Below are 25,533 nucleotides of genomic sequence, written 5' to 3' on the forward strand. Positions count from 1 at the left end.
CATGCAGCGCTATTCCGGCTTCGGCCTGGTCAAGCACGCCCTGAGCCACCACGAGAACTGGCAGCGCCAGTGGCGTAACCCCACGCCGAAGCAGCAGTACGACGTGGTCATCGTGGGTGGCGGGGGGCACGGCCTGGCCACGGCCTACTACCTGGCCAAGGTCCACGGCATCACCAACGTGGCGGTGATCGAGAAGGGCTGGCTGGGCGGCGGCAACACCGCCCGCAATACCACCATCGTGCGCTCCAACTACCTGTGGGACGAGGCGGCTGCGCTCTACGAGCATTCGATGAAGCTGTGGGAAGGGCTCTCCCAGGACCTCAACTACAACGTGATGTTCTCTCAGCGTGGCGTGCTCAACCTGGGCCACACCCTGCAGGACATGCGTGACATCCAGCGCCGCGTCAACGCCAACCGCTTGAACGGCATCGACGGCGAGGTGCTCGATGCCGCCGGGGTGCAGGAGATTGTGCCGATCCTCGACTGCTCCAAGCGTGCCCGCTATCCCGTGCTGGGCGCTTCCTGGCAGCCGCGCGCCGGGGTGGCGCGCCACGATGCCGTGGCCTGGGGCTATGCGCGCGGCGCCGATGCGCTGGGCGTGGACATCTTGCAGCAGACCGAGGTGACCGGCTTCAAGATCCGCGACGGTCGTGTCCTCGGGGTGCACACCAACCGTGGCGACATCGAGGCCAGGACCGTGGGCTGCGTGGCCGCCGGCAACTCCGGGGTGCTCGCCAGGATGGCCGGCATCAAGCTGCCCATCGAGTCGCACCCGCTGCAGGCGCTGGTCTCCGAGCCGATCAAGCCGGTGCTCGACACCGTGGTGATGTCCAACCACGTGCACGGCTACATCAGTCAGTCCGACAAGGGCGACCTGGTGATCGGCGCCGGCATCGACGGCTACAACGGCTACGGCCAGCGTGGCAGTTACCCCACCGTGGAGCACACCCTGCAGGCGATCGTCGAGATGTTCCCGATCTTCTCGCGGGTGCGCATGAATCGGCAGTGGGGTGGCATCGTCGACACCTGCCCGGATGCCTGCCCGATCCTCTCCGCCACCCCGGTGAAGGGGCTCTTCTTCAACTGCGGCTGGGGCACCGGCGGCTTCAAGGCCACCCCGGGGTCGGGCCACGTCTTCGCCGCGACACTCGCAAAGGGGGAGGCGCATCCGCTGGCCGCGTCCTTCAGCATCGACCGCTTCCACAGCGGGGCGCTGATCGACGAGCACGGCGCCGCTGGCGTGGCGCATTAAGGGAGAACAACAATGTTGCATATCTATTGCCCCTACTGCGAAGAGCTTCGCGAGGAAGAGGAGTTTCACCCCAAGGGCCAGGCGCATATCGCCCGTCCGGCGGATCCCGACGCCTGCTCCGATGACGAGTGGGGCGACTACCTCTTCTTTCGCGACAACCCGCGCGGCATCCACCACGAACTCTGGGTGCACGCCGTGGGCTGTCGCAAGTTCTTCAACGTGACGCGACACACCGTCACCTACGAGATTCTCGAGACCTACAAGATGGGCGAGCAGCCAAGCGTCACGGCGACCTCCCCGGCAGACGATGCGGCCGCCCGGGTGGCGGCCGAACCGAGTGAAGCCTCTCGACAGGAGGGAGCGCGGGCATGAGCCAGATCCATCGCACGGCCCGGGGTGGGCGTATCGACCGTAACCGCCAGCTGACCTTCACCTTCAACGGCAAGCGCTACCAGGGCCATCCCGGCGATACCCTGGCCTCGGCACTGCTCGCCAACGGGGTGGCCATCGTCAACCGCAGCTTCAAGTACTCGCGGCCGCGCGGCATCGTCGCCGCGGGCGCCGAGGAGCCCAATGCCGTCGTGCAGTTGGGGGCGAGCGAGGCGGCCCAGGTGCCCAACGTGCGCGCGACCCAGCAGGCCCTCTACGACGGCTTGGTGGCGCGCAGCACCAACGGCTGGCCCAACGTGAAGCGCGACCTGATGGGGCTGGTCGGCAAGCTGGGCGGCGCCTTCATGCCCCCGGGCTTCTACTACAAGACCTTCATGGCGCCTGCCTCCCTGTGGATGACCTACGAGAAGTACATTCGCAAGAGTGCCGGCCTGGGTCGCAGCCCCACCGAGGCGGACCCGGACATCTACGATCACCTCCACCAGCACTGCGAGGTGCTGGTGATCGGCGCCGGCCCGGCGGGCCTGGCCGCAGCGCTGGCCGCGGCGCGCAGCGGCGCACGGGTGATCCTCTGTGACGAGCAGGAGGAGATGGGTGGTTCGCTGCTGGACAGCCGCGAGACCCTCGCCGGCGAGCCGGCCGAGGCCTGGGCGACCCAGGTGATCGAGGAACTGAAGGGGCTTGCCAACGTCACCTTGCTGCCCCGCACCACCGCCAACGGCTACCACGACCACCACTTCGTGACACTGCACGAACGGTGCACCGAGCACCTGGCCGACACCGCCCCGCGGACGGCCAACGGCGCCCGCCAGAGCCGCGCGCGCCTGCACCGGGTGCGGGCTGGCCAGGTGGTGTTGGCCACCGGTGCCCACGAGCGGCCGCTGGTCTATGCGGGCAATGACGTACCGGGCAACCTCTTGGCCGGCGCCGTCTCCACCTACATCCGCCGTTATGGCGTGGTGCCGGGCCAGCAGCTGGTGCTCTCCGTCAACAACGACTACGCCTACCGCGCCGCTCTGGACTGGCACGAGGCGGGGCGCGAGGTGGTGGCCATCGTCGATGCGCGTCCGGCCCCGGAGGGCGACTGGGTGACCGAGGCCAAGGCCAAGGGCATCCGCGTGATTACCGGCAGCGCGGTGATCGAGGCCAAGGGCGCGGGGCGTGTCAGCGCCGCGCGGGTGGCGGCGATCGACATCGACGGCTTCCGGGTCACCGGCCGCGTCGAGGAGCTTGCCTGCGACACCGTCGCCAGTTCCGGCGGCTATAGCCCGGTGATCCACCTCGCCTCGCACACCGGTGCGCGGCCGACCTGGAACGACGAGATTCTCGGCTTCGTGCCGGGCCTCGTGAAGGGCGTCCACGCTGCGGGTGGCGCCAATGGCCTCTACGCCCTGGGCGAGGTATTGGCCAGCGGCCTGGAGATCGGCGTCCGGGCTGCGGCCGCCACCGGCCACCCGTCCTCGGGCTTCGAGCTGCCGAGTGCCGAGGTGCGTCGCGATGGGCCCCAGGTCGCGCTCTTTCAGGTGCCCCACGAGAAGCCGACCCTGCGTGCGCCCAAGCAGTTCGTCGACCAGCAGAACGATGTCACCGCGGCGGGCATCGAACTCGCCACCCGCGAGGGCTTCGAGTCCATCGAGCACGTCAAGCGCTACACCGCCATGGGCTTCGGCACCGACCAGGGCAAGCTCGGCAACATCAACGGCATGGCGATCGCCGCGCGCTGCCTGAAACGATCGATTCCCGAGGTGGGCACCACGGTGTTCCGCCCCAACTATACGCCAGTGACCTTCGGCGCCATCGTCGGCCGTCACTGCGGCGAGCTCTTCGATCCCGAGCGCTACACGGCCCTGCAGCAGTGGCACGTGGAACACGGCGCTGCGTTCGAGGACGTCGGCCAGTGGAAGCGCCCCTGGTACTATCCCCAGGCACGGGCGCAGTCGGGCAACGGCCAACGCGAAACCCTGCACGAGGCGGTGGCACGCGAGTGCCGAGCGGTGCGCGAGACGGTCGGCATCCTGGATGCCTCGACGCTCGGCAAGATCGACATCCAGGGCGCGGATGCCCGCGAGTTCCTGGGGCGAATCTACACCAACAAGTGGCAGAAGCTCGATGTCGGCAAGTGCCGCTACGGGTTGATGTGCAAGGACGACGGCATGGTCACCGACGACGGCGTGACCGCCTGCCTGGCCGACAACCACTTCCTGATGACCACCACCACCGGCGGCGCCGCGGCGATCCTCGAGTGGCTGGAGCTGTGGCACCAGACCGAGTGGCCGGAGCTCGATGTCACCTTCACCTCGGTGACCGATCACTGGGCGACCATGACCATCACCGGGCCAGAGGCGCGCAAGCTGCTCGCCGAGATCACCGACATCGATCTCGACCGGGACCGCTTCAAGTTCATGGAGTGGCGGCAAGGCAAGGTGGCCGGGGTGCCGGCGCGGGTGTTCCGCATCTCCTTCACCGGCGAGCTCACCTACGAGATCAACGTCCAGGCCAACTACGCCCGGCACGTGTGGGAGACGCTGTTCCGCCACGGCGAGAAGTACGGCCTCACCCCCTACGGCACCGAGACCATGCACGTCCTGCGTGCCGAGAAGGGTTTCATCATTGTTGGCCAGGACACCGACGGCTCGGTAACGCCGGAGGACCTGGGCATGCAGTGGTGCGTGGGCTATGACAAGCCGTTTCCGTGGATCGGCAAGCGGGCGCTGTCACGCCCCGACACCCGCCGCGAGGGCCGCAAGCAGCTCGTCGGCCTGAGGCCCCGTGATCCCAAGGTAGTGCTGGAGGAGGGCGCGCAGATCGTGCTCGATCCGACCCATGCCATCCCCATGCCGATGGTAGGCCACGTGACCTCGAGCTACTACAGCCCGACGCTGGATGCGGGCTTCGCCCTGGCGGTGGTCAAGGGCGGCCACCACAAGCTGGGTGCGACCGTCTACCTGCCCATGGCCGACGGCACCACCCACGAAGCCGAAATCGTCAGCACGATCTTCTACGACCCCAAGGGAGAGCGCCAGCATGTCTAAGGCCGCTGTTTTCGACACCCGCACCGACGCGGCGATCGCCGTCGAGTCACCGCTGGCCTACAGCTACCGGCGCAGCGGCGCACCGACGCCGGGACCGCACAGTCAGGTGACGATCCGTGAGCGTGCCTTCCTCGGTCACCTGATCCTGCGCGGCGGCGCCATCGTCCTCGACGAGGCGGTGCGCGAGGTGCTGGGCATGAACCTGCCGGGCAAGCCCCAGGGGCTCGTGCACGACGCCAGCGGCGAGCGCTCGATCCAGTGGCTCTCCCCCGACGAGTGGCTCTTGATCGTGCCGGGCGGCGAGGAGTTCGATTTCGAAAACCGCCTGCGCGAGGCCCTGGGCGATGCCCGCTTCGCAATCGTCAACGTCGGGGGCGGCCAGACGCTGCTCGAACTGGAAGGGCCGAAGGCGCGCGAGCTGCTGATGAAGAGCGTGGTCTACGACGTCCATCCGGACCACTTTCCGGTGGGCAAGGGGGTGACCACGGTGTTCGCCAAGGCCACGGCGATCCTGCGCCGCCCCTCTGATACGCGCTGGGAGCTGGTGCTGCGCCGCAGCTTCGCCGACTACTGCTACCGCTGGCTACTCGACGCCGGCGAGGAGTACGCCATCGGCGTGGTGCGGTGACGCCGCTCAGCACACCTCACAGCAGGCAAACGGCCGGGGAACTCCCCGGCCGTTTCTGTTTTATGTGCTCATGCCGACGGTGAGCGGTCGGAGCAGATGTTGGCCTGGTGTCCCAGGCCATGCGTCACGGGCGTGGCGCCGCGTGCCTTCCACACCCGCGAGGGTTTGGCCCCCTCGCCTGCGTAGTCGGCGCAGGTGTCGTGGCGGATGAGTTCGCTGGCGACACAGGTCACCACCAGCCACCCCCGCTGCGGCGGCGCCTGCCAGCGAACGGTCACTACGAGGCGGTGGTCGTCGCCCACGGCGCTTTCGCCTTCCACCTGTACCTCTCCGCGCAGGTCGCGCGACTGCAGCCACTCCAGGGCGGCCACCTGGGCACACTGCTCGGCCGGCGCCAGGCGCGAATCGCCGCGATAGCAGGGCAGGTAGGGCCGGCCTTCGGCCTCGGCCTGCAGCAGGAGGGGGATGTCGTCAAAGGCGATGCGGCCGTACTTGTGCCGCTGCGGGAAGACGATGGCGCTGGCCGCCAGGCGGCATCCGCCCAGGTGGGTGCTCTCCCACACCTCGAAGAGGTGGGGCTGGCGCCGGGCCTCGTCGGCGATCGCCTGGTAGGTGCGAAAGCCGAATTTGGCGCAGCACTTGTCCTTCTTGCCGTGGGTGCAGCACAAGATCAGCGAGCCCTCGACGCGGTCCGCCTGCCAGCGCGCGAGCGCTGCGCCGCCCTGCAGGGCCTGGAGGAAGGCGAGCAACTCGTCACGCGGCACGTCGTAGCGCAGGCGCTCGGGCATCAGGAAGATGCAGTGCCGGTGACTGGGCTGCTCCCGGCGATGGATCAGGTTGACGCGCCGGCCACTTGCGGCGATGGCCTCGATCTCCGTGGAGACTTCCTCCGGCATGTCGCCGGCCCGGCGCATGCTGCGCTGCCAGTGCGCGCGTGGCCAGCTGATCAGCAGGTTGTGCTCGGCATGGGTGCCGGTGCCGACCAGCGGGTCGCCGATGGCCAGGCTCTCCTCGGCGCAGAAGTGTCGGGGTTTGGCGGTCATGGCTGGGTCGGGGCCGTCGTGGCGTGAAGGGGAGAGGCGGCGGCCAGCGGCGCTGGGCTCGAGCCAGCGAGCGTGGGCACGCAGACCAGGCGCTGGGTATGCGGGTCGCGTATCACGTTGGCGTCAAGATCGAAGACCTGCTTGAGATGGGCGGCGGTGAACACCGCTTCGGGGGAGCCGCTGTGCTTGACACGCCCCTGGCGCATCATCACCAGCTCGTCGGCGTAGGCAGCGGCCAGGTTCAGGTCGTGCAGCACCACCAGGAGCGTGCGGCCCTGCTCATGGGCAAGGCGCACCAGCAGTTCAAGCAGGTCGACCTGCACCTTCAGATCAAGGAAGGTGGTCGGCTCGTCGAGCAGTACGAGCTCCGTTTCCTGGGCCAACACCATGGCGATCCAGCAGCGCTGACGCTGGCCGCCCGAGAGGGCATCCACGGGCCGTGCGGCAAACTCCGTGACCCGGGCGATGGCCATGGCGTCGTCCACTGCCCGCTCGTCGTCCCGCGACCACTGCTGCCACAGCCGCTGGTGGGGAAAACGCCCCATACCGACCAGCTCGCGGACCGTGAGCCCCTCGGGGGAGGTGGGACTCTGCGGCAGGATACCCAACTTGCGCGCGACGTCGCGGGTGGGGGTTCGATGAATATCCTTGCCGTCGAGCAGAACCTGCCCGCGCTCGGGGCCGAGCGTGCGCGCCAGTGTCTTGAGTAGCGTCGATTTGCCGCTGCCGTTGGGGCCGAGCAGGATCGTCAGACGTCCCTCGATCACTTGGAAATCGACATTGTCGAGAACGCGGCGTCCCTCGTAGCCGACGCAGAGGTTCTCCCCCCGCAGGCGCTGGGCAGTCATGCTGGCTGTTACCTCAAAACTGAGAATCATTTGTATCTTCGAGCGGGAGTGTGGCATTGTCAGCGCCTTTCTGTCCATTCTCCTGTAGCAGGAAGCGATCATGAGCCGTTCGATACCCGTTGCCCTGTGGACCACTGCCTGTTTGCTCGTGCTGGCAGGCTTGCCGTGGGCGGCTTGGGGCGAGCCGGTGCGGACGATCGAGCACGCTTTCGATGACACCCGGGTCGAAGGCGCGCCGCAGCGCATCGTGACCCTCTATCAGGGCGCCACGGACAGCGCCCTGGCCCTGGGGCTCGAGCCGGTGGGGGTGGTGGAGTCCTGGCTGGAGCGCCCCATGTACCGCTACCTGCGCGACAGCCTGTCCGAGCACGTGCGCTATCTGGGCCTGGAGACCCAGCCGGACCTGGAGGCAGTAGCTGGGCTCGCCCCCGACCTGATCATTGGCGCCCGCTATCGCCAGGCCGCCGTTTACCCGCTGCTGTCGCGCATCGCGCCCACGGTGATTGCCGATACCGCTTACGACTTCGAGGCCATGCTCATGCTCGTGGGCGAGGCCACGGGCCGCCAGGCCCGGGCCCGGGCGCTGCTCGACGCCTGGCACGAGCGGGTCGCCGACTTCCGCTGCCGAGCCGCGGCCGCGCTGGGTGATGCCTGGCCGCAGCGGGTGTCGGTGGTCAGCTTTCGCGGCGACCACGTGCGCCTCTACTACGACGGTTTCGCCCGCCGCCTTCTCGACCAACTGGGTTTTCGCCGGCCCGCCGGCCAGGACGGCCCTGGCTGGGGCATCAAGCTGGTCAGCCGCGAGAGCCTGCCGGCCATGGACGCCGATGCCATCTTCGTCTTCATGCGCGACGACCCGGCGGTGGCCGAACTCCATCGCGACTGGACCGCGCATCCGCTGTGGCAGAACCTTACGGCGGTCGAGCAGGGCAGGGTCTACCGGGTCGACCCGGTGCTCTGGAGCATGGGGAGCGGCATCCTGGCGGCCAACCGCCTGCTGGACGAACTCTATGCCCACTATGGTTTGAAGAACAATGGCTTGAAGAGTGATGTCCAGCAGGACGATGGCCAACCGGAAGGGAAGAGGGAGTCATGCTGACGACGTCCGTGGCCAAGCTCCTGGGCCTGCTGTTCGTGGCGGCCCTGACGCTTGCCGCCGGCCTGGCCAGCCTGCTGCTGGGCGCCACCGAGATTGCCCCGATGATGCTGGTAGAAGCCTTCCGGGCGCCCGATCCGGGGTCCGTGGAGCATCTGATCGTGCTCACCGAGCGCCTGCCCCGGGCGATCATCGCCGCCCTGGTGGGCGCTAGCCTGGCGGTGGCCGGCGCCCTGATGCAGACCCTGACCCGCAACGCCCTGGCGGCGCCGAGCATCTTCGGCATCAACGCCGGGGCCATGTGCTTCGTGGTGGTGGCTAGCGCCGTCTTCACCCTGCGCTCGCCGCTGGCGCTGGTCTGGGTGGCCTTCCTCGGTGCCCTGGTGGCGGCGTTGCTGGTCGCCCTGCTGGGGCGCGAGCGGGGCGGCGGCATCTCGCCGGTGCGAGTGGTGCTGGCCGGGGTGGCGGTCACTGCACTCTTCGTCTCCCTGGCCCAGGGGCTGCTGATCATCGACCAGGAGCGCTTCGAGAGCCTGCTGCTGTGGCTGGCAGGCTCGGTGGCGGGACGCGGCCTGGAGGTCATGATGCCGCTATTGCCGTTCTTCCTGGTCGCGGCCCTGCTGTGCCTGCTGCTGGTGCGCCAGCTCAACCTGCTGGCGCTGGACGACGAGGTGGTCAAGGGGCTGGGGCAGCGCACCGGCCGGGTCAAGCTGCTGGCCGGGGCGGTGGTCATCGTGCTGGCCGGGGGCTCGGTGGCGGTGGCCGGCATGATCGGTTTTGTGGGGCTGATCGTGCCGCACATGGTGCGCGCCCTGTATGGCCGTGACCACCGCTGGGTGCTACCCGGCTGCGCCTTGCTGGGCGCCGGTCTGCTGCTGGCCGCCGACACCCTGGCGCGCTTCCTGATGCCGCCCCAGGAGGTGCCGGTGGGCGTAATGACGGCGCTGCTCGGCACCCCGTTCTTCCTCTATCTCGCCCGCCGTCGGAGCCTGGCCCCATGACCTTCCCTCTTGTCTTGCGCGCTGCTGGCGGGCGCCTGTCACTACGCTTCGATCGCCGCACCCTGGCGGTGACCTTGCTGCTGGCCCTGGCGCTCGCCGGGAGCGCCATGGCGTCGCTGAGCCTGGGCAGCCAGGCCACGACGCCAGCCGCGGTGCTGGAGGCGCTGCTGTTTCCGGAGCACAGCGACATCGCCCTGATCGTCCACGAGATCCGCCTGCCGCGGGTGCTGCTGGCGATCCTGGTGGGCGCCTGCCTGGGGGTGGCCGGGCTGCTGCTGCAGGGCCTGGTGCGCAACCCCCTGGCCTCGCCGGACGTGATCGGCATCACCGGTGGCGCCTCCTTGGCGGCGGTGTGCTTCCTGGCGCTGGGGGGAGCGGCCCTGGGCGAGGCCTGGCTGCCGCTGGCGGCAATGCTCGGTGCGCTGTTGGTGGCCCTGGGAATCCTCGCCCTGACCGGTCGCGGCATGACGCCGACGCGACTGGTACTGATCGGTATCGGTATCGCCGCCGCACTGGGGGCGGCCACTACCTTGGTGCTGGTGCTCGCCGCCGACACCATGGCGATGCAGGCCTATGTGTGGCTCACCGGCAGCCTCTACGCCGCCCAGTGGCGTGAGGTGGCGGGGCTCGCTCCCTGGGCTCTGCTGGGTTTGCCCCTGGCGCTCGGGCTGGCGCGCCGCCTGGACGCCCTGGCCCTCGGCGACGACCTGGCCACGGGGTTGGGCACGGCAGTCTCCGGTACACGGCTCTCCCTGCTGCTGCTGGCCGTGGCCCTCTCCGGTGCGGCAGTGGCCTTTGCCGGTGGGCTGAGCTTCATCGGCCTGCTCGCCCCGCACATCGCCCGTCGCCTGGTGGTACGCGGTCATACCGCCCTGGTGCCGGTGACCGCCCTGATCGGCGCCCTGATCCTGCTGCACGCCGACCTGCTGGGCCGACTCGCCTTCCTGCCCCGCGACCTGCCGGCGGGAATCTTCGTTGCCGGGATCGGGGCGCCGTTCTTCGTCTATCTACTCTATCGCTGGCGCTGACGGGGCATTGCGCTCCGGCCGTGGCCAGGATCGGTGTCCCGCCTCTCTACGCTCGCGACATGCATCGGTGCTTGCCGCCACAAAAAAGCGGCGCCGGGGCGCCGCCAACCAGTAAGCCAGTTCCCTGCGTGGAACTCAGAAGTCCAGCTGGTAGCCCAGGGTGAGCGTGCGGCCGCGGCCCTTAAAGTAATAGTCGTCGCTGACCCGGCCCGCCTGGGAGTAGTAGGTGACGTAGTCCTCGTCGGTCAGGTTCTCGATGCCGAAGGACATCCGGCCCACGGGCAGGCGATAGGCCAGGGCGGCGTCCACCAGGCCGTAGCCGTCGAACTCCAGATCGGGGTTGTCGACGCTGCGATCGAAGTAGTAGCTGGTTTGCAGGTGGGTGGAGAGCTTGTCGGTCCAGCCGGCACTCCAGGCCAGCTTGAAGGTGTCCGGGGCGATATTGATACCGGTCAGTTTCTTGTCGACGCTGCCATCGCCGTCGGTGTCCGACTTGCCCTCGGCGTGGGTGTAGGAGAGACGCAGTTCGTGGGCGTCACTCAGGTGCATCTTGCCGGTGACTTCCACACCGCGGATCTCGGTCTTCTCGCGCTTGCCCACCCAGACGCCGTTCTCCGAGGTCAGGCGCTGACCGAAGTCGGAGTCCGACTCGTAGTAGCTCAGCTCCAGGCCGTAGCGCTGCCAGTCGAAGCGGGCGCCGACCTCGCGGTTGTCGGTGACGATGGGCTGCAGCGTCAGCAGGCTGTCGATGTCCAGGCCGGGGGTCTTGATGCCCCGCAGCACCCGGCCCACGTCGGGCATGCCGAAGCCCTCCGAGTAGTTGGCGTACAGCTGGGCCCAGTCGGTGACCTGGTAGACCAGGCCCAAGTTGAACAGGGTCTCGTCGAAGCTCGGGTTGCCGCCCTCCACGGTGACGTTGTCTTGGGTAACGTTGCTGCGATCAATGGTCTGGAAAGTGTCGACCTCGAGCTCGGCGTATTCGTGACGCACGCCGGCATGCAGGGTCAGCGGGTCGATCAGCTGGAACTCGCCCTGCACGAAGGGCGCCAGGTTGCGATAGCGGCTCTCCGGCACATAGGTGCGTCCGGTATGGACCAGCATCTGGCGGGTCTCGTCCTGGAGCAGGTCGAGGCCTGCGGTCAGGGCGAGACGGTCGTCGAGCAGGCCGTCGCGGTTCAGGGTGAACTTGGCGCCCAGCTTGTCGGACTCGTTGCGCGTCTGGTCGAACTGCGTCTCGCCATTGTCATCCAGGTAGGGGAAGTACGGGGTGGTGCCGAAGCGGGCACGGAAGCGCTGGTGGTAGAGCTGGGCATCCAGCTCGTTGCCGAGCCAGTCGGCGTGGGAATAGGCCAGCCGCGCCGTGGTGACGTCATTGAAGCCGGGCTCTCCCTCACGATCGCCCTTGCGGGCCGTCGTGGGAATCCCCGCGTCGCGGTCGCCGGTCACCGGGACGTAGTCGTCGCCCTCTTCCAGGTCGAAATGGTTGAGAGAGAATTCGAGGTTCTGGTTGTCGTCGAGCCAGTAGCCGAGCTTGGCGAAGAGGTCGTAGCTCGTGGAGTTCTGGATCTCGCCGGGGTAGGCGATGCCTACGATCTCGTCGTTGCCATCGAAGAAGACTGATCTTACCCAGCAATCGTGGACACCGATCTAAGCGATCATTCGGCCCTCGAAGGCCTCCGGGCTGATCATCCCAATCGCACTGTGCCGGCGCTGCCGGTTGTAGTCCATCTCGATGTACTCGAACACTTGCCGCCGCATGGCTTCCCGGGTCTCGAATCGCTCGCCATGGATCGCTTCCACCTTGAGGCTGTGGAAGAAGCTCTCGGCACAGGCATTGTCGTAGCAGTTGCCTTTGGCACTCATGCTGCACTGGAGGTCGTGCCGGGTCAGCAGCGATTGGTACAGGGTCGAACAGTACTGGCTGCCGCGATCCGAATGCACGATGACCTGCTTCGGCATCTTACGGCGCCACAGCGCCATCTGGAGCGTGTCTCCGACCAGGTCAGCGGTCATCCGCTCGCTCATCGCCCAGCCGATCACCTTGCGTGAGAACAGGTCGATCAGGACCGCCAAGTAGAGCCACCCTTCACCAGTCGCCAAATAGGTGATGTCGCCGGCCCATTTCTGGTTCGGCGCCGTGGCGGTGAAGTCTTGCTCCAGCAGGTTGGGCGCCACCGGCAGCGAGTGTCGCGAGTTCGTCGTCGCCTTGAACTTGCGGGCCGCCTTGGCCCGTAGGCCTTGCCGCTGGAGGCTGGCGGCGACAGTCTTGCGGTTCACCGGCAGCCCCTTGTCTCGCAGGTCCAGAGCCAATCTGGGGGCGCCTGAGCGCCCCTTGCGATGATGGTAGGCCTCGGTCACCTGCTGGTCGAGAATCGCCTGCTGGCGGTGCCGAGGCGACGGCGAACCATCGCGCTGTCGCCACGCGTAGTAGCCGCTGCGAGCGACGCCGAGAACCGCACACATGCGCTGGATGCTGAATGCCTGACGATGCTGATGGATAAAGGCGTACTTCACTTCAGGCTCTTGGCAAAGTACACCGCGGCTTTTTTTGCAATTTCAAGCTCTTCCGACTTCTCGGCCAGTTGGCGCTTGAGCCGGGCATTCTCGTCGGCCAGGGCTTGCTCGCGCTCTGAGGCGCTTTGCCGCTGCTGGGCCTTGGCTCGCCACTGGTAGAGCTGGCTGGGCTGAAGGCCAAGCTCTCGGGCGGCGGCACTGATGCCGATCCGGTCGGAGAGAGCCAGCGCCTCGGCCTTGTAGTCCTGGGAGTAGCGGGTACGGGTCTTCTTCATCGAAGCTGCTTGCCTTGCCATGGGTCACCTCGTCTCAGTGTACTGTCTTAACGAGGTGTCCACTGCTGCTGGGCAAGATCAGACGCCACGTTCCTGGCGGGTTGCCGCGGCCAGGTAGTCCCAGTCGCCGCGCTGGCCGCTGATGCGATAGTCCAGCTTGTGACCGAAGCCCTCCGATTCGAAGTCGTCGTCGCTGGTCAGGCTGACCCCGACGTGCTGGTTGACGCCCTCGGCGTCGGCACGGCGGGTGACGAAGTTGATGATGCCGCCGGTGGCACCCAGGCCGTGTTCGGCACTGGCGCCGTGGATCACCTCGATGCGCTCGACCATGGACAGGTCGATGGTGTAGCTGTCGCGGGCGCTGTCACGCAGCGGGTTGGACTGCGGGACGCCATCGATCAGGAACAGCGGCGAACGGCCGCGGAACGTCTCGCCGGCATTGGAGAGCTTCTGGCGGCTGGGCGAATAGGAGGGGATCAGGTTGCTGAGCACCTGGCCCGGGTCCTGCGTGATGGCGAGCTGCTGCTCGATCTGCTCACGGGTGATGACGGTGACCTTCTGCGGGGTTTCCCCCGCGCGGCTCTTGTTACGCGTGGCGGTTACCACCAAGGGGGAGAGAGATTCCCGGGAGGTTGCCGTGTCATTGTCATCGGCGGGGGATTGGGCGAGAGCCAGGGACGGCAAGGTGGTGCAGAGGACGGCGGGCAGCAGCCAGCTCGCCCGCGGATGCCTGGGATGGGACATGACAGAGAATGTTCCTTGCTTTGATGCATAACGTTATGGGTTGGAGGCACTGACTCGGACCGCCGGGGGTGGTCGACCAGCGCAGCAACACTAATAAAACGTCTTATCAAATGCAAGAAATTTGCATTTGTATCAATGAGGGCGGCGCAGCCCCCACAGGAAGTAAGTGCCGCCGACCAGCGAAGCGACCAGGCCGGCGGGGATCTCCTCGGGAAACAGGAGCTGGCGCCCCAGCCAGTCGGCGGCGACCATCAGCAGGGCGCCGATCAGCGCGGCCCCGGCAAGGTGCATCCGTGCTCGGGCGAAGCCGAGCAGTCGGGCCATGTGCGGGGCGAGCAGGCCGACGAAGGAGAGCGGCCCCACGACCAGAGTGGCGGAGGCGGTGAGCAGGGCCACCAGCAGCAGCAGGCTGAGCCGTGCGCGATCCAGCTCGATGCCCAGCGACCGGGCGGTGGGGGCGCCGAGGGGCAGGATGTCGAGCCAGCGGGTGAAGGGCTGGCTGATGAGTACCAGTACGATGGCCGCACCAGCCACCGCGAGCGCCGCTGGCAGGTCGACGTAGTAGGTGGAGCCGGAGAGCCAGGCGATGACCTGCTGGCCGCGCGGGTCGCCGCCGGCCAGCACGATGGCGCGCACGGCGTCGAACAGCGCGGTGATCGCCACGCCGGAGAGTAGTAGACGCTCGGGGCGGAAGCCACTGCGGCGATTGACCAGCAGCAGTACGCCGAGAGCGGCCAGGGCGCCGCCGGTGCCCACAACCACCAGGGTGAGATTGCCCGGCACCGGGAGCAGGAAGATCGCCGAGATCAACGCGATGGCACTGCCGCCGCTGATGCCCAGGATCTCGGGGCTGGCCATGGAGTTGGCGGTAAGGCGCTGGATCAGGGTGCCGGCCACGGCGAGCAGTACGCCGCTGCCGGCGGCGGCCAGCAGGCGGGGCAGACGCCACTCCAGTACCGCCCAGTCGCCGGTCAACAGCCAGCCGGCGCGGCCCTGGCCCACCAGCAGGGCGATGACTGCCATAGCCAGTGCGGCGATGGCCATCATTGCGGCCAGCCGACCGGGCACGGGATGGCGTCGACCGAAGGTCGGGGCGGCCGTGCCGGGGCGCTGTTCGAGCTTGAGCCGGGGGATCAACCACAGCAGCAGCGGGGCGCCGAGGGCGGCGGTGGTCGCGCCCGTGGGGATCAGCGTCGGCAGCGTACCCGCGAAGCGTTGCAGCAGCAGGTCGGTGGTGGCGAGCAGCAGGGCGCCCAGCAGCGTCGACCAGAGCAGGCGCTCGCCGAGCCGCCGGGCGCCGGCGAGGCGCACGATGTTGGGGGCGGCCAAGCCGATGAAGCCGATCACCCCGACCACGCTCACCACGCAGCCGGTGAGGAAGACGGCCACCCCCAGGCCGGCCAGCCGCAGGTGCTTGAGCGAGACGCCGAGGCTCTTGGCGCTGGCATCGTCGAGCTCGAGCACAGCCAGCGGACGCAACAGCAGCCATGCCGCCACGCCGCCGAGGGCCAGGCGCGGGGCCAGGAAGGCCGCATCGCCCCAGCCGTTTTGGGCCAGCGAACCCGCCCCCCAGACCAGCAGCCCCTTGAGCGCCTCCTGATGAAAGAGCAGCAGCACCATGCCCAGGGCACCGAAGTAGAGATTGACCACCAAGCCGGCGAGCACCACCACCACCGGCGACAGGCCGCGCCGCCAGGTCAGGGCGAAGACCAGTGCCATGGCGCCCGACCCGCCGGCCAGCGCCACCCACTCGCGACCGATGACCAGCAGCCCCGGGGCCAGCAGGGTGGCTGCCATCAGCGCCAGATTGGCGCCGCTCGCTACGCCCAGGGTGGTGGGAGCGGCCAGGGGGTTACGCAGCACCTGCTGCATCAGCACCCCGGCCAGCGCCAGGCCGCTGCCAGCGAGCAGCGCCATGGCGAGCCGCGGCCACCAGGCGTAGTGACGCACCAGCGATTCGGTGTCCTGCAACGATGGCTGGAACAGCGCCGAGAGCCCGGCGGTGAGATCATGGCCGGTCAGCGAAGCGCCAGCCAGCCCCAGCAGAGCAATGACGAGGCCGAGACACAGCAGCGCCGGGGTGCGCGGTCGAGCCAGGTTAGCCGTGCTCATCGTGCTGCTCCGTGAGGGCGGCGACCAGCGTCTCGGCGAAGCGCTGGGCCGAGGGCAGTGCGCCAAAACTCCATACCGGCGGCAGGGTGATCAGGCTGTTGTCGCGCACGCTGGGTATCGACCGCCACAGGCCGCTGTCACCCAGTGCGGCTTCTACGCCGGCCGGATAGGGCTCGACGACCACCAGACGGCCCTCGAGGCCGGCCAGGGCCTCGATGCCCACCAGAGCAAACCCCCAGGCGTTGGTCTTCCCGGGCCAGGCATTGTCGATCCCCAGGCGGTCGAGGACCGCCTGATAGAGGCCGTTGTCACCGAAGACCCGCACGTGACGCTCATCCATGAACTGCGCCATCAGCAGCGGCCCGGGGTTCGCCGGGAGCTGCTTGCGCAGCTTGGCCAGCGTGGCCTCAGTGTCGGCGATCAGCATCTCGGCGGCGTTGGGGCGATCCACCAGGGCAGCAACGCGGCGGGTCAGTTCACGCATCTCCCGCCAGGTCTCGATATCCGGGCTGTAGAGCGCCAGGTGCTCGACCGGGGCGATGCGCGACAGGCGCGGCGCCAGGTTGGCGAACATCGGCGAGATCAGGATGTGGTGCGGTTCGAGACTGGCCAACAGCTCGAGGTTGGGCTGGGTTCGCAGACCGAGGTCGACCACGGAAGGAGGCAGGGCGGGCTTGCCGACCCAGTCGTGGTAGGCATCGACCTGGGCCACAGCGGTCGGCTCCACGCCCAGGGCCACCAGGGTTTCGGCGAGCGTCCAATCCAGCGTTGCCACCCGGAGGGGCTCGCCGCGAACGGGCAGGATCACCAGCAGCGACAGCAACAGCAGCGCCAGCTGAACGAAGGCGAGCCTGCGGCAAGGGTTCGACAAGGACACGACAAGCTCCGAGTGATGACGGGGAACAGGCTAGCGCACCCACGAGACAGCTGTGCTGGGCGAGCGATACGCTAATCCATTTGCTAACGAGTATCAATAACTAGATGGCGCCTGCCTCGCCTTACCTTGACAGATCTATATATAGTTGCCATAAAATTAAAAAGCACAACATATGGTGTTTCCTGTGCTAACAAGCGTCATGTCCGCCTTCACGGAGAGGGTGCAAGGAGAGAGTGATGGAGGAGAGAGCAATGGAAGTTCTTGTGTACAGCCGTCCGGCCTGTGTGCAATGCGTGGCTACCTACCGTGCCCTGGAACGGCAAGGCATCGATTTTCGGGTTATCGACATCGAGGCCGACCCGGCCGGGCGGAGGGCCGTGGAAGAGCTGGGCTACCGGCAGCTGCCGGTGGTGATTGCTGGCGAGGAGCACTGGTCGGGCTTTCGTCCGGATCGCATCCAGGAACTGGCGTGACGGTCGCGATGCCATTGGAATATCCGATCGCGCATGGCGAGCTGGTTTACTTCTCGACCCGGTCGAGCAATACCCGGCGTTTCGTGGAGAAACTCGAGTTGCCGGCTCGACGCATTCCGCTGGAGCGCGATGCGCAACCGCTGCGAGCGAGACGGCCCTACATCCTGGTGGTGCCGACCTATGGCGGTGGCAGCGAAAAGGGGGCGGTGCCTGGGCCGGTCATTCGCTTTCTCAACGACGAGACGAACCGCGCCCTGATCCGTGGGGTGATCGCCGCCGGCAACACCAACTTCGGGGCCGCCTTCGGGCTGGCTGGGCGCATCGTCGCCGACAAGTGCGGCGTGCCTTTTCTGTATCGATTCGAACTGCTGGGCACCGATGACGACGTGGCCCGGGTCCGCAAGGGAGTGACAGAGTTTTGGAAACGACAAGCCTAGCCGAACCGAACCGTGAGATGTCGGCCAAAAGCGCGGGGCGTACGTTGGACTATCACGCCCTCAATGCCATGCTCAATTTGTATGGCCCGAGCGGCGAGCTGCAGCTGGAAAAGGATCGCGAAGCGGCGCGCCAGTACTTCCTGCAGCACGTCAACCAGAACACGGTGTTCTTCCACTCGCTGGAAGAGAAGCTCGATTACCTGGTCGAGGAGGATTACTACGAGGCCGAGGTACTGGCCCAATACGATGCCGGATTCATCAAGGCGCTTTTCGAGCAGGCCTACGCTTACAAGTTTCGTTTTCCCAGCTTTCTCGGCGCTTTCAAATACTATACCAGCTACACGCTCAAGACCTTCGACGGCAAGCGCTACCTGGAGCGCTACGAAGACCGCGTCTGCATGGTGGCTCTGACCTTGGCACGCGGTAACGAAACGCTGGCTCGCGCTCTGGTCGACGAGATCGTCAGCGGGCGCTTCCAGCCCGCCACGCCGACCTTTCTCAACTGCGGTAAGCGACAGCGGGGCGAACTGGTGTCGTGCTTTCTGCTACGCATCGAAGACAACATGGAGTCCATCGGTCGCGCCATCAACTCGGCGCTGCAGCTCTCCAAGCGTGGAGGCGGCGTAGCGCTACTGCTCAGCAATATCCGCGAGGTAGGGGCGCCGATCAAGCACATCGAGAACCAGTCGTCGGGCATCATCCCGATCATGAAACTGCTCGAGGACGCCTTCTCCTACGCCAACCAGCTGGGCGCTCGCCAGGGCGCCGGCGCGGTTTATCTCAATGCGCACCATCCGGATATCCTGCGCTTCCTCGACACCAAGCGCGAGAATGCCGACGAGAAGATCCGCATCAAGACGCTGTCGCTGGGCGTGACCATTCCCGACATCACCTTCGAGCTGGCCAAGCGCAACGAGGCGATGTACCTGTTCTCGCCCTACGACGTCGAACGCGTCTACGGCGTGCCGTTCGGCGACATCAGCGTGACCGAGAAATATCACGAGATGGTGGCCGACGGGCGCATTCGCAAGAGCAAGATCGACGCACGAGCCTTCTTCCAGACCCTGGCCGAGGTGCAGTTCGAGTCCGGCTATCCCTATGTGATGTTCGAGGACAACGTGAATCGCGCCAACCCGATCGCCGGTCGCGTCAACATGAGCAATCTGTGCTCGGAGATTCTGCAGGTCAACACCTCGAGTCGCTACGATGACGATCTGGGCTATCGTGAAATCGGTGAAGACATTTCCTGCAACCTGGGCTCCATGAACATCGCCAAGGTGATGGACTCCGGCGACATCGGCACCAGCGTCGAGATCGCGGTGCGCGGTCTCACCGCCGTGGCGGAGATGACCGAGATCAGCTCGGTGCCTTCCGTGGCCAACGGCAACGCGCGCTCGCGCGCCATCGGCTTGGGGCAGATGAACCTGCACGGCTTCCTGGCACGCGAGCGCATCCACTATGGATCGGAGGAAGGGCTGGACTTCACCAACCTCTACTTCTACTGCGTGGCCTATCATGCCCTGCGCGCTTCCAACCGGCTGGCCATGGAGCGCGGCGAGAGCTTCGCCGGTTTCGCCGATTCCGACTATGCCAGCGGCGTCTTCTTCGACAAGTACACCGAGCGGGCCTGGCAACCGCGTACCGAGACGGTTCGGGCGTTGTTCGAACGATCCGGCATTGCCATTCCCGATCAGGATGAGTGGCGTGCGCTCAAGGAAGCGGTGAGGGTCCATGGGCTCTACAACCGCAACCTGCAGGCGGTGCCGCCCACCGGTTCGATCTCCTACATCAACCACTCGACGTCGAGCATTCATCCGGTGGCCGCCCAGATCGAGATCCGCAAGGAGGGCAAGCTGGGGCGCGTCTACTACCCGGCGCCGTTTCTCGCCGACGACAACCTCGACTACTACCGGGACGCCTACGAGATCGGCCCGGAGGCGATCATCGACACCTACGCCGAGGCGTCGCAGCACGTCGACCAGGGCCTCTCGCTGACGCTGTTCTTCTCCGATACCGCCACCACGCGCGACATCAACAAGGCGCAGATCTACGCCTGGCGCAAGGGGATCAAGACGCTCTACTACGTGCGCCTGCGCCAACGTGCGCTGGAAGGAACCGAAGTCGAGGGCTGCGTTTCTTGTACGCTATAAAGGATTTACCGATATGACCACTGCATCCAAGCGGCTTTCCCGAGTCGACGCCATCAATTGGAACCGCCTGCAGGACGACAAGGATCTGGAGGTGTGGAACCGCCTGACCAGCAACTTCTGGCTGCCGGAGAAAGTGCCGCTCTCCAACGACATCCCGTCGTGGAACACCCTCACGACCCAGGAGCAGCAGCTGACCATCCGCGTCTTCACCGGCCTGACGCTGCTTGACACTATCCAGAGCAGCGTCGGTGCTCCGGCGCTGATGCCCGATGCGCGCACGCCCCATGAAGAGGCGGTCTACGCCAATATCGCCTTCATGGAAGCGGTACACGCGCGCTCCTACAGCTCGATCTTCTCCACGCTGTGCACTACCCGCAACGTCGATGACGCCTTCCGCTGGAGCGAGGAGAACCCGACGCTGCAGGCCAAGTCGGAGCTGATCCTTGAGCGCTACCGCGCCGATGACCCACTGATGCGCAAGGTCGCCAGCGTGTTCCTCGAATCGTTCCTCTTCTACTCCGGCTTCTATCTGCCGATGTACTGGTCGAGCCACGCCAAGCTGTCAAACACCGCCGACCTGATCCGCCTGATCATCCGCGACGAGGCGGTGCACGGCTACTACATCGGCTACAAGTTCCAGCAGGCTCTGGCCGAGGCCTCGGCGGAGCGCCAGGCGGCGGTCAAGGAGTACGCCTTCGAGCTACTGCTGGAGCTCTACGACAACGAGGTCAAGTACACGGAGTCGCTCTACGACGCGGTGGGGCTGACCGAAGACGTCAAGAAGTTCCTCCACTACAACGCCAACAAGGCGCTGATGAACCTGGGCTATGAAGCGCTGTTCCCGGCCAGTGTCACGGACGTCGACCCCACCATCATGGCCGCGTTATCGCCGAGTGCCGACGAGAACCACGACTTCTTCTCGGGCTCCGGTTCGTCGTACGTCATCGGCCGTGCGGTGGCCACCGAGGACGAGGACTGGGCGTTCTGATCGGGCCTACAGGGCGACGGCAATCGCATGATGCGAGGTGGGATGCGGCATCACCTGCATGGGCAGGCCGTAGATGGCCTCCAGGGTGGCGCTGTTCATCAGCGCCTCGGGGGTGCCCTGAGCCAGCACTCGACCGCTGTGCAGCGCCAGCAGTTCATCGCAGTAGCGTGATGCCATGTTGATGTCGTGCAGCACGATGATCACGCCGAGGCCCAGCTCGTGGCAGAGCTGGCGCACCAGCGCCAGCACTTCCACCTGGTGGGCGATGTCCAGTGCCGCCAGGGGCTCGTCGAGCAGCAGGAAGCGGCTCTCCTGGGCGATCAGCATGGCCAGCCACACCCGCTGGCGCTCGCCGCCGGAGAGGGTGTCCACCAGCCGGTCGGCATAGGCCTCGGTATGGGTCAGTTCGATGGCTCGGTCGATGGCGGCCTCGTCCTGGCGGGTGTGGCGGCCCAGCAGGCCGTGCCAGGGGTAGCGGCCGAAGCCGATCAGCTCCCGCCCGGTGAGGCTCTCGGCGCTGGGCAGGTGCTGGGGAAGATAGGCCACCCGGCGGGCGAATTCGCGATGTCCCCAGTCGGCGAGGAGGCGTCCGTCGAAGCGGATCTCGCCACGGCTCGCCGGTTGCTGTCGGGCGAGCAGCTTGATCAGCGTCGACTTGCCGGATCCGTTGTGGCCGATGAGCCCGTGGATCTGGCCTTCGTGGAAACGGTGCTCCACGGGGTTCAGCAGGCTCTTGTCAGCAACTGCGAATGAGGCGCCCCTGACCTCGAACATGACGGTGTGTCCATGGTGATGAATGAGTCCGCCCCGCAAAATAAACGATAAGCGTTCTCTATTCCACCCCTGCCTGGCAAGAACTACTTGCGGGACCGCGATGGCGTATCGGTGGTGGGGTTGCTGCTTCCCTCAGGGGCGCCGCCAGGCGCTCAGGAAACGGCGAGCGGCGTGCTGCCAGGAGTGAGACGTCGCTTTGACCGGCGGTGCCGACAGTAGAGCAGTGGCGTCCTTCAGCGGTGCCATGATGGCGTCCAGATGGTGTCGGCAGAGCTGGCTGTTCAAGGCGCCCGGGCACTGAGCGAGCAGCAGTCCGCAGTGGTAGAGAGCGGTATCCAGCGCCTCTCTCACCTCCGGGAAGGCTGACGCCTCTGTCCGGGATTTCTGCAGCTCACGCGAGAGCATGGTGATCAGGCTGGTGTCGAGCCAGCAGGGCAGCGAGTCGTTCGCCTTGCCCGCCATGGAGTGTTGGATGGCCTGAAAGGAGACGTACAAAAAGGTGCACGTGTAGAAGAGCTGGGAGCGTTCTGCGTTCATGGCGACGGCTCGCATTCGCTGGGGATTCGCTGGAAATGAAATTCATTCTCGAATGTAGCCGGAGACTGGCCTTCTGTCAAAACCTCTCGCTGGATGTAGGAGAGGGACCAAATGGTGAGTGAGGGGGCGACCGAGAAGTGGCGGACAAGTTCCGCGAATGTTGAAAGTGAAAAAAACAAGCATTATCATTCGCGTCCGCTACAGAGGCATCTCGGCTTGCTTTGGAGAGAAGCCGGGACCATTCGCAACCACTGCATTCCTAGGCCGTTTCATGCATCCCAAGACCCCACCAACTGTATTACATCCGTTGTCCCTGGCCGTGCGCCGGTGCTTGTTCCTGTCCCTTACCGGTGCCGCTATGGTTGCACCGGCGGCTACGATGGCCCAGGAAACGGCCAATTCCCAGGAAAACTCGAATGACCTGGGAACCATCACTGTCGAGGCCGAGGCCCTGTCGATCGTCACGGAGGGGACTGAGAGCTACCGCGCTCCCCTTACCAGCACTGCCACACGGCTTGATTTGACGCCCCGCGAGACGCCGCAATCGGTCTCGGCGGTCACCCAGGCCCAGATTGAAGACTTCAACCTTGACACCATTAACGATGCCTTGGAGTCCACGCCTGGCGTGACGGTGGAACGGGTCGAGACGGACCGGACCTACTATTCCTCGCGGGGCTTCGAGATCTCAAACCTGCAGGTCGACGGATTGCGCCTGCCGATGCCCTACAATAACGTCCACGGTGATATCGACACCGCCGTCTACGACCGCATCGAAGTAGTGCGAGGTGCCACAGGGCTAATGTCTGGCTCGGGCAATCCGGCGGCCACCGTCAATTTCATCCGCAAGCGTCCGACTGATTCGCCCCAAGCTTCAGTTTCGGGCACTCTGGGCAGTTGGGATCGCCGTCGCTTGGAGTTAGATGTTTCCGGCCCCCTCGACGATGAGGGGCGGGTACGTGGGCGCCTGGTGGCTGCGGGCCTGGATACCGATTCCTATCTGGATCGACTGCATCGGGAGCGCGGAGTGCTCTATGGCGTGCTGGAGGCCGACCTCACCGACAGTACCCAATTGGCTCTGGGCCATACCTGGCAAAACAACAATACCGACAGCAACATGTGGGGAGCCTTGCCGCTCTACGATTCCGCCGGCAGCCCCACAAACTATGACCGTTCGACCTCCCCGGCGCCCGACTGGTCCTATTGGGACGGCGAGACCCATCGCAGCTTCGTTGAGTTGACCCAGCGGCTCTCCGATAACTGGTCGATAAAGGGCACTGTCACTCACTTAGACATGCTGTCTGATACCAAGCTGTTCTACATTGGTACTGTTCCAGACGCCTCGACGGGCCGAATCCCCAACAGCTTCTACTTGAGCAAGTTTGACCGTCACCTCGAGCAGTGGGTTGCTGATATCCATGCCAAGGGGAATATCGAGGCATTCGGTCGCACCCATCAGCTGGTACTGGGCTCTGACTGGAGCCAGAGTCGTGTCCAGCAGAGCTCACTCTACGCGGCGGCCACGGAGGATCTTCCCCCGTTGGACGAATGGGATGGTAGCTATCCAGAGCCAGAGTTTGGTGATCCCGACTTTGTCCATGATGTCACTTTCAAGGAGCGCAGCCTCTACAGTGCGGGTAAGCTAGACTTGGCCAACCGCTGGACGGCGGTGGTCGGCGCTCGTCTCAGCTGGCTGGATCATGTGGGCGAGCAATATGGGAGCTCTCAGGACACCACGCTGGACAACGAGCTGACGCCCTACGCCGGCCTGATCTACGACGTTACTGACCAGGCCTCGCTCTACGCCAGCTACACCGAGATCTTTAATCCTCAGACTGCGACCGATCGTAACGGTGATTTCCTCGATCCCATTGAGGGCACGAGCTACGAGGTCGGGATCAAGGCCGACGTTTTCGATGGCGGAGCCGATGCGGCCCTGGCGCTGTTCCGCACCGAGCAAAACAACGTGGCTCAACTTGTCGGCAACATTGGTGGCCGTGACGTTTATGAAGGTGCCGACGGTATTACCAGCGAGGGCGTGGATGTGACGCTGGCCGGTGAGCTGACTCCGGGCTGGCAGGCCAGTGTCGGTTACACATACCTGGAGATCGAAGACGCAGAGGGCGAGGCCACCAATACCTATATCCCTCGCAACATGGTGCGGGCCACTACCAGCTACCGGCCTGCATCACTGGATGCGCTCAAGGTTGGTGCCCGCGTACGCTGGCAGGACGATATCGAACGTGAGCGCGACTTTGATGACAGCAAGACTCGTCAGGAGGCCTATGCCCTGGTCGACCTGATGGCCAGCTACGATATCAACGAGAACCTGACCGCCTCGCTGAACCTCAACAACGTCACCGACGAGAAGTACCTCACGAGTCTCAAGTGGGACCAAGGGTTCTACGGCGCACCGCGCCACGTGATGGCGAATCTGACCTGGAGATATTAATCTCCGGCGAATATGTCCGCAAACGATGGCTCGCTGAAAACAGCGGGCCATTGCTTTATGTATGCCGAATGGCTAACCGCAGAGTCTTTTAGGCAGAGCGAGCTTTCTGGCGACAAACCTCTAACGGACAGTTGCCGCAATAACCCAGGTCGTCGATCAAGTAGCGGATGCAGCACATGCGTCGAACCCGCTGCGATTGCCCGTCGCTCGGGTCGTGGTAGCGCACGGGTTGATACAGTGGGTTGCGTCGGCCATCGGCCAGCTGGCGACGTTCGAGCAGTTCGAAGGCGGGCTTGGCACTGTCGGGGCGGGCCAGCGGATGGGTGGAGATGGCATGGGCGAAATGCTCGAAGACGTTGCCGGCATTGCTCCAGAAAACCCGTGGCGAGGCGCCCGAGCAGCTGGCCAGGGTGTCGATGAGCGGGGCGAGATGGCCGTCGAGCAGGGTGCTGAAGCGTCTTGCCAACGCCCCGGACGCCAGCGGTTCCCCTTCATCGGCAATGGCCAGGCGTTCGGTCTGCCCGTCCTCGGTCTGGTGGAGGCCGGTCCGTTCCAGGTCGAGCGGCAGGTCGCGGCTCAGCAGCAGGTTGGCGGCAAGCCCCGGGGCGAGCAGGGCGCTGAAGTGCCACTTCGACCACAGCGAGGCCACTGCGCGGGGGTCGCCGCCGGGATAGCGAGACGCGAACCGCTCGAGCAGGGTGTCCAACCAGGCGGCATCGCTCAGGTGTCGCGCCGGTGACAGCGCGGGATCGTCGTGACCCAGTGACGGCGGCGTCATCGCAGCCAGCGGGCCACGATAGAGTGATGCCAGCAGGGCGCTCACGAGGGGAGCCCCGCCAGCACGACGTGAGAAACGATCAGGCCGCCCGTCTGAGCGGCCCGGTG

General features: G+C 65.9%; 20 protein-coding genes and 2 pseudogenes. 12 read left to right on the forward strand and 10 right to left on the reverse strand.

Annotated features, from left to right (window positions below):
• Position 1: 1 nt before the first annotated feature.
• From FEF15_RS00125 to FEF15_RS00140, 4 genes are read left to right on the forward strand one after another with little or no spacing between them, the layout of a single operon-like run.
• Entirely contained in the window at positions 2–1,252 is a 1,251-nt protein-coding gene (locus tag FEF15_RS00125) for a sarcosine oxidase subunit beta family protein (RefSeq protein WP_163557063.1), read from the forward strand.
• A gap of 12 nt (positions 1,253–1,264) precedes the next feature.
• Positions 1,265–1,624, forward strand: a complete 360-nt coding sequence (locus FEF15_RS00130) for a sarcosine oxidase subunit delta (RefSeq protein ID WP_163557064.1) — start codon at positions 1,265–1,267, stop codon at positions 1,622–1,624.
• On the forward strand, positions 1,621–4,674 hold the full coding sequence (locus FEF15_RS00135) for a sarcosine oxidase subunit alpha family protein (RefSeq protein WP_163557065.1): 3,054 nt from the start codon (positions 1,621–1,623) through the stop codon (positions 4,672–4,674). The genes FEF15_RS00130 and FEF15_RS00135 overlap by 4 nt, the downstream gene beginning before the upstream one ends.
• Positions 4,667–5,302 (forward strand): sarcosine oxidase subunit gamma family protein, encoded by a 636-nt coding sequence (locus tag FEF15_RS00140; protein WP_163557066.1) that lies wholly within the window; start codon positions 4,667–4,669, stop codon positions 5,300–5,302. Before FEF15_RS00135 ends, FEF15_RS00140 begins: the two co-directional genes overlap by 8 nt.
• A 68-nt stretch (positions 5,303–5,370) precedes the next feature.
• Here FEF15_RS00140 and FEF15_RS00145 read toward each other — a convergent pair whose 3' ends face one another.
• Positions 5,371–6,345, reverse strand: coding sequence for a sucrase ferredoxin (locus FEF15_RS00145; protein WP_163557067.1), 975 nt, complete (start codon positions 6,343–6,345; stop codon positions 5,371–5,373).
• Positions 6,342–7,193, reverse strand: coding sequence for an ABC transporter ATP-binding protein (locus tag FEF15_RS00150; RefSeq protein ID WP_163557068.1), 852 nt, complete (start codon positions 7,191–7,193; stop codon positions 6,342–6,344). The genes FEF15_RS00145 and FEF15_RS00150 overlap by 4 nt, the downstream gene beginning before the upstream one ends.
• Before the next feature lie 100 nt (positions 7,194–7,293).
• Here FEF15_RS00150 and FEF15_RS00155 point away from each other — a divergent pair, with 100 nt between their 5' ends.
• The 3 genes from FEF15_RS00155 to FEF15_RS00165 are packed head-to-tail and all read left to right on the forward strand — an operon-like array spanning position 7,294 to position 10,318.
• Positions 7,294–8,292 (forward strand): iron-siderophore ABC transporter substrate-binding protein, encoded by a 999-nt coding sequence (locus FEF15_RS00155; protein WP_163557069.1) that lies wholly within the window; start codon positions 7,294–7,296, stop codon positions 8,290–8,292.
• Positions 8,286–9,290 carry an iron ABC transporter permease gene (locus tag FEF15_RS00160; RefSeq protein ID WP_163557070.1) on the forward strand — a complete coding sequence of 335 codons (1,005 nt, stop codon included), beginning with the start codon at positions 8,286–8,288 and terminating at the stop codon, positions 9,288–9,290. The genes FEF15_RS00155 and FEF15_RS00160 overlap by 7 nt, the downstream gene beginning before the upstream one ends.
• The gene (locus tag FEF15_RS00165; protein WP_163557071.1) at positions 9,287–10,318 is read left to right on the forward strand and encodes an iron ABC transporter permease; all 1,032 of its coding nucleotides are present in this window, start codon (positions 9,287–9,289) and stop codon (positions 10,316–10,318) included. Before FEF15_RS00160 ends, FEF15_RS00165 begins: the two co-directional genes overlap by 4 nt.
• Positions 10,319–10,453: 135 nt before the next feature.
• On the opposite strand, the pseudogene FEF15_RS00170 reads toward FEF15_RS00165, so the two are convergent.
• From FEF15_RS00170 to FEF15_RS00190, 5 genes and pseudogenes are all read right to left on the reverse strand, one after another.
• Positions 10,454–11,935 (reverse strand): annotated as a pseudogene (locus FEF15_RS00170) (TonB-dependent receptor); the annotation flags it as partial.
• Between the two features lie 30 nt (positions 11,936–11,965).
• A protein-coding gene (locus FEF15_RS00175; RefSeq protein WP_163557072.1) for an IS3 family transposase occupies positions 11,966–13,128 on the reverse strand; the annotation gives its coding sequence in 2 pieces (ribosomal slippage) (positions 11,966–12,870 and positions 12,870–13,128; 1,164 coding nt in all).
• A 60-nt stretch (positions 13,129–13,188) separates the two neighbouring features.
• Positions 13,189–13,851: pseudogene (locus FEF15_RS00180) on the reverse strand (TonB-dependent receptor plug domain-containing protein); the annotation flags it as partial.
• A gap of 132 nt (positions 13,852–13,983) precedes the next feature.
• Positions 13,984–15,963 (reverse strand): Fe(3+)-hydroxamate ABC transporter permease FhuB, encoded by a 1,980-nt coding sequence (fhuB, locus tag FEF15_RS00185; protein ID WP_163557073.1) that lies wholly within the window; start codon positions 15,961–15,963, stop codon positions 13,984–13,986.
• Positions 15,950–16,840, reverse strand: a complete 891-nt coding sequence (locus FEF15_RS00190; protein ID WP_163557074.1) for an ABC transporter substrate-binding protein — start codon at positions 16,838–16,840, stop codon at positions 15,950–15,952. Before FEF15_RS00190 ends, fhuB begins: the two co-directional genes overlap by 14 nt.
• 251 nt (positions 16,841–17,091) lie before the next feature.
• On the opposite strand from FEF15_RS00190, the gene nrdH reads away from it, so the two are divergent.
• Genes nrdH through nrdF form a run of 4 tightly spaced genes read left to right on the forward strand, consistent with a single transcriptional unit; the run spans position 17,092 to position 20,888 of the window.
• Positions 17,092–17,313 (forward strand): glutaredoxin-like protein NrdH, encoded by a 222-nt coding sequence (gene nrdH / locus FEF15_RS00195; protein WP_163557075.1) that lies wholly within the window; start codon positions 17,092–17,094, stop codon positions 17,311–17,313.
• An 8-nt stretch (positions 17,314–17,321) separates the two neighbouring features.
• Positions 17,322–17,750, forward strand: a complete 429-nt coding sequence (gene nrdI / locus FEF15_RS00200; RefSeq protein WP_163557313.1) for a class Ib ribonucleoside-diphosphate reductase assembly flavoprotein NrdI — start codon at positions 17,322–17,324, stop codon at positions 17,748–17,750.
• Between the two features lie 17 nt (positions 17,751–17,767).
• Positions 17,768–19,900, forward strand: a complete 2,133-nt coding sequence (gene nrdE / locus FEF15_RS00205; protein WP_163557076.1) for a class 1b ribonucleoside-diphosphate reductase subunit alpha — start codon at positions 17,768–17,770, stop codon at positions 19,898–19,900.
• Positions 19,901–19,913: 13 nt separating this feature from the next.
• Positions 19,914–20,888, forward strand: a complete 975-nt coding sequence (nrdF, locus tag FEF15_RS00210) for a class 1b ribonucleoside-diphosphate reductase subunit beta (RefSeq protein WP_163557077.1) — start codon at positions 19,914–19,916, stop codon at positions 20,886–20,888.
• A 6-nt stretch (positions 20,889–20,894) separates the two neighbouring features.
• On the opposite strand, the gene FEF15_RS00215 is transcribed toward nrdF, so the two are convergent.
• Positions 20,895–21,662: an ATP-binding cassette domain-containing protein gene (locus tag FEF15_RS00215; RefSeq protein ID WP_163557078.1), complete on the reverse strand. Its 768-nt coding sequence runs from the start codon at positions 21,660–21,662 to the stop codon at positions 20,895–20,897.
• A 132-nt stretch (positions 21,663–21,794) separates the two neighbouring features.
• On the reverse strand, positions 21,795–22,199 hold the full coding sequence (locus tag FEF15_RS00220; RefSeq protein WP_163557079.1) for a hypothetical protein: 405 nt from the start codon (positions 22,197–22,199) through the stop codon (positions 21,795–21,797).
• A 379-nt stretch (positions 22,200–22,578) separates the two neighbouring features.
• Between FEF15_RS00220 and FEF15_RS00225 the strand changes: the two genes are divergently transcribed.
• Positions 22,579–24,648 (forward strand): TonB-dependent siderophore receptor, encoded by a 2,070-nt coding sequence (locus FEF15_RS00225; RefSeq protein WP_240454025.1) that lies wholly within the window; start codon positions 22,579–22,581, stop codon positions 24,646–24,648.
• 88 nt (positions 24,649–24,736) lie between these two features.
• Here the strand turns inward: FEF15_RS00225 and fhuF are convergent, their stop codons facing one another.
• The gene (gene fhuF, locus FEF15_RS00230) at positions 24,737–25,471 is read right to left on the reverse strand and encodes a siderophore-iron reductase FhuF (RefSeq protein WP_163557080.1); all 735 of its coding nucleotides are present in this window, start codon (positions 25,469–25,471) and stop codon (positions 24,737–24,739) included.
• Positions 25,472–25,533 lie beyond the last annotated feature (62 nt).

Source organism: Halomonas sp. NO4 (assembly GCF_010994375.1).
In the GTDB taxonomy this organism is placed as follows: Bacteria; Pseudomonadota; Gammaproteobacteria; order Pseudomonadales; family Halomonadaceae; genus Halomonas.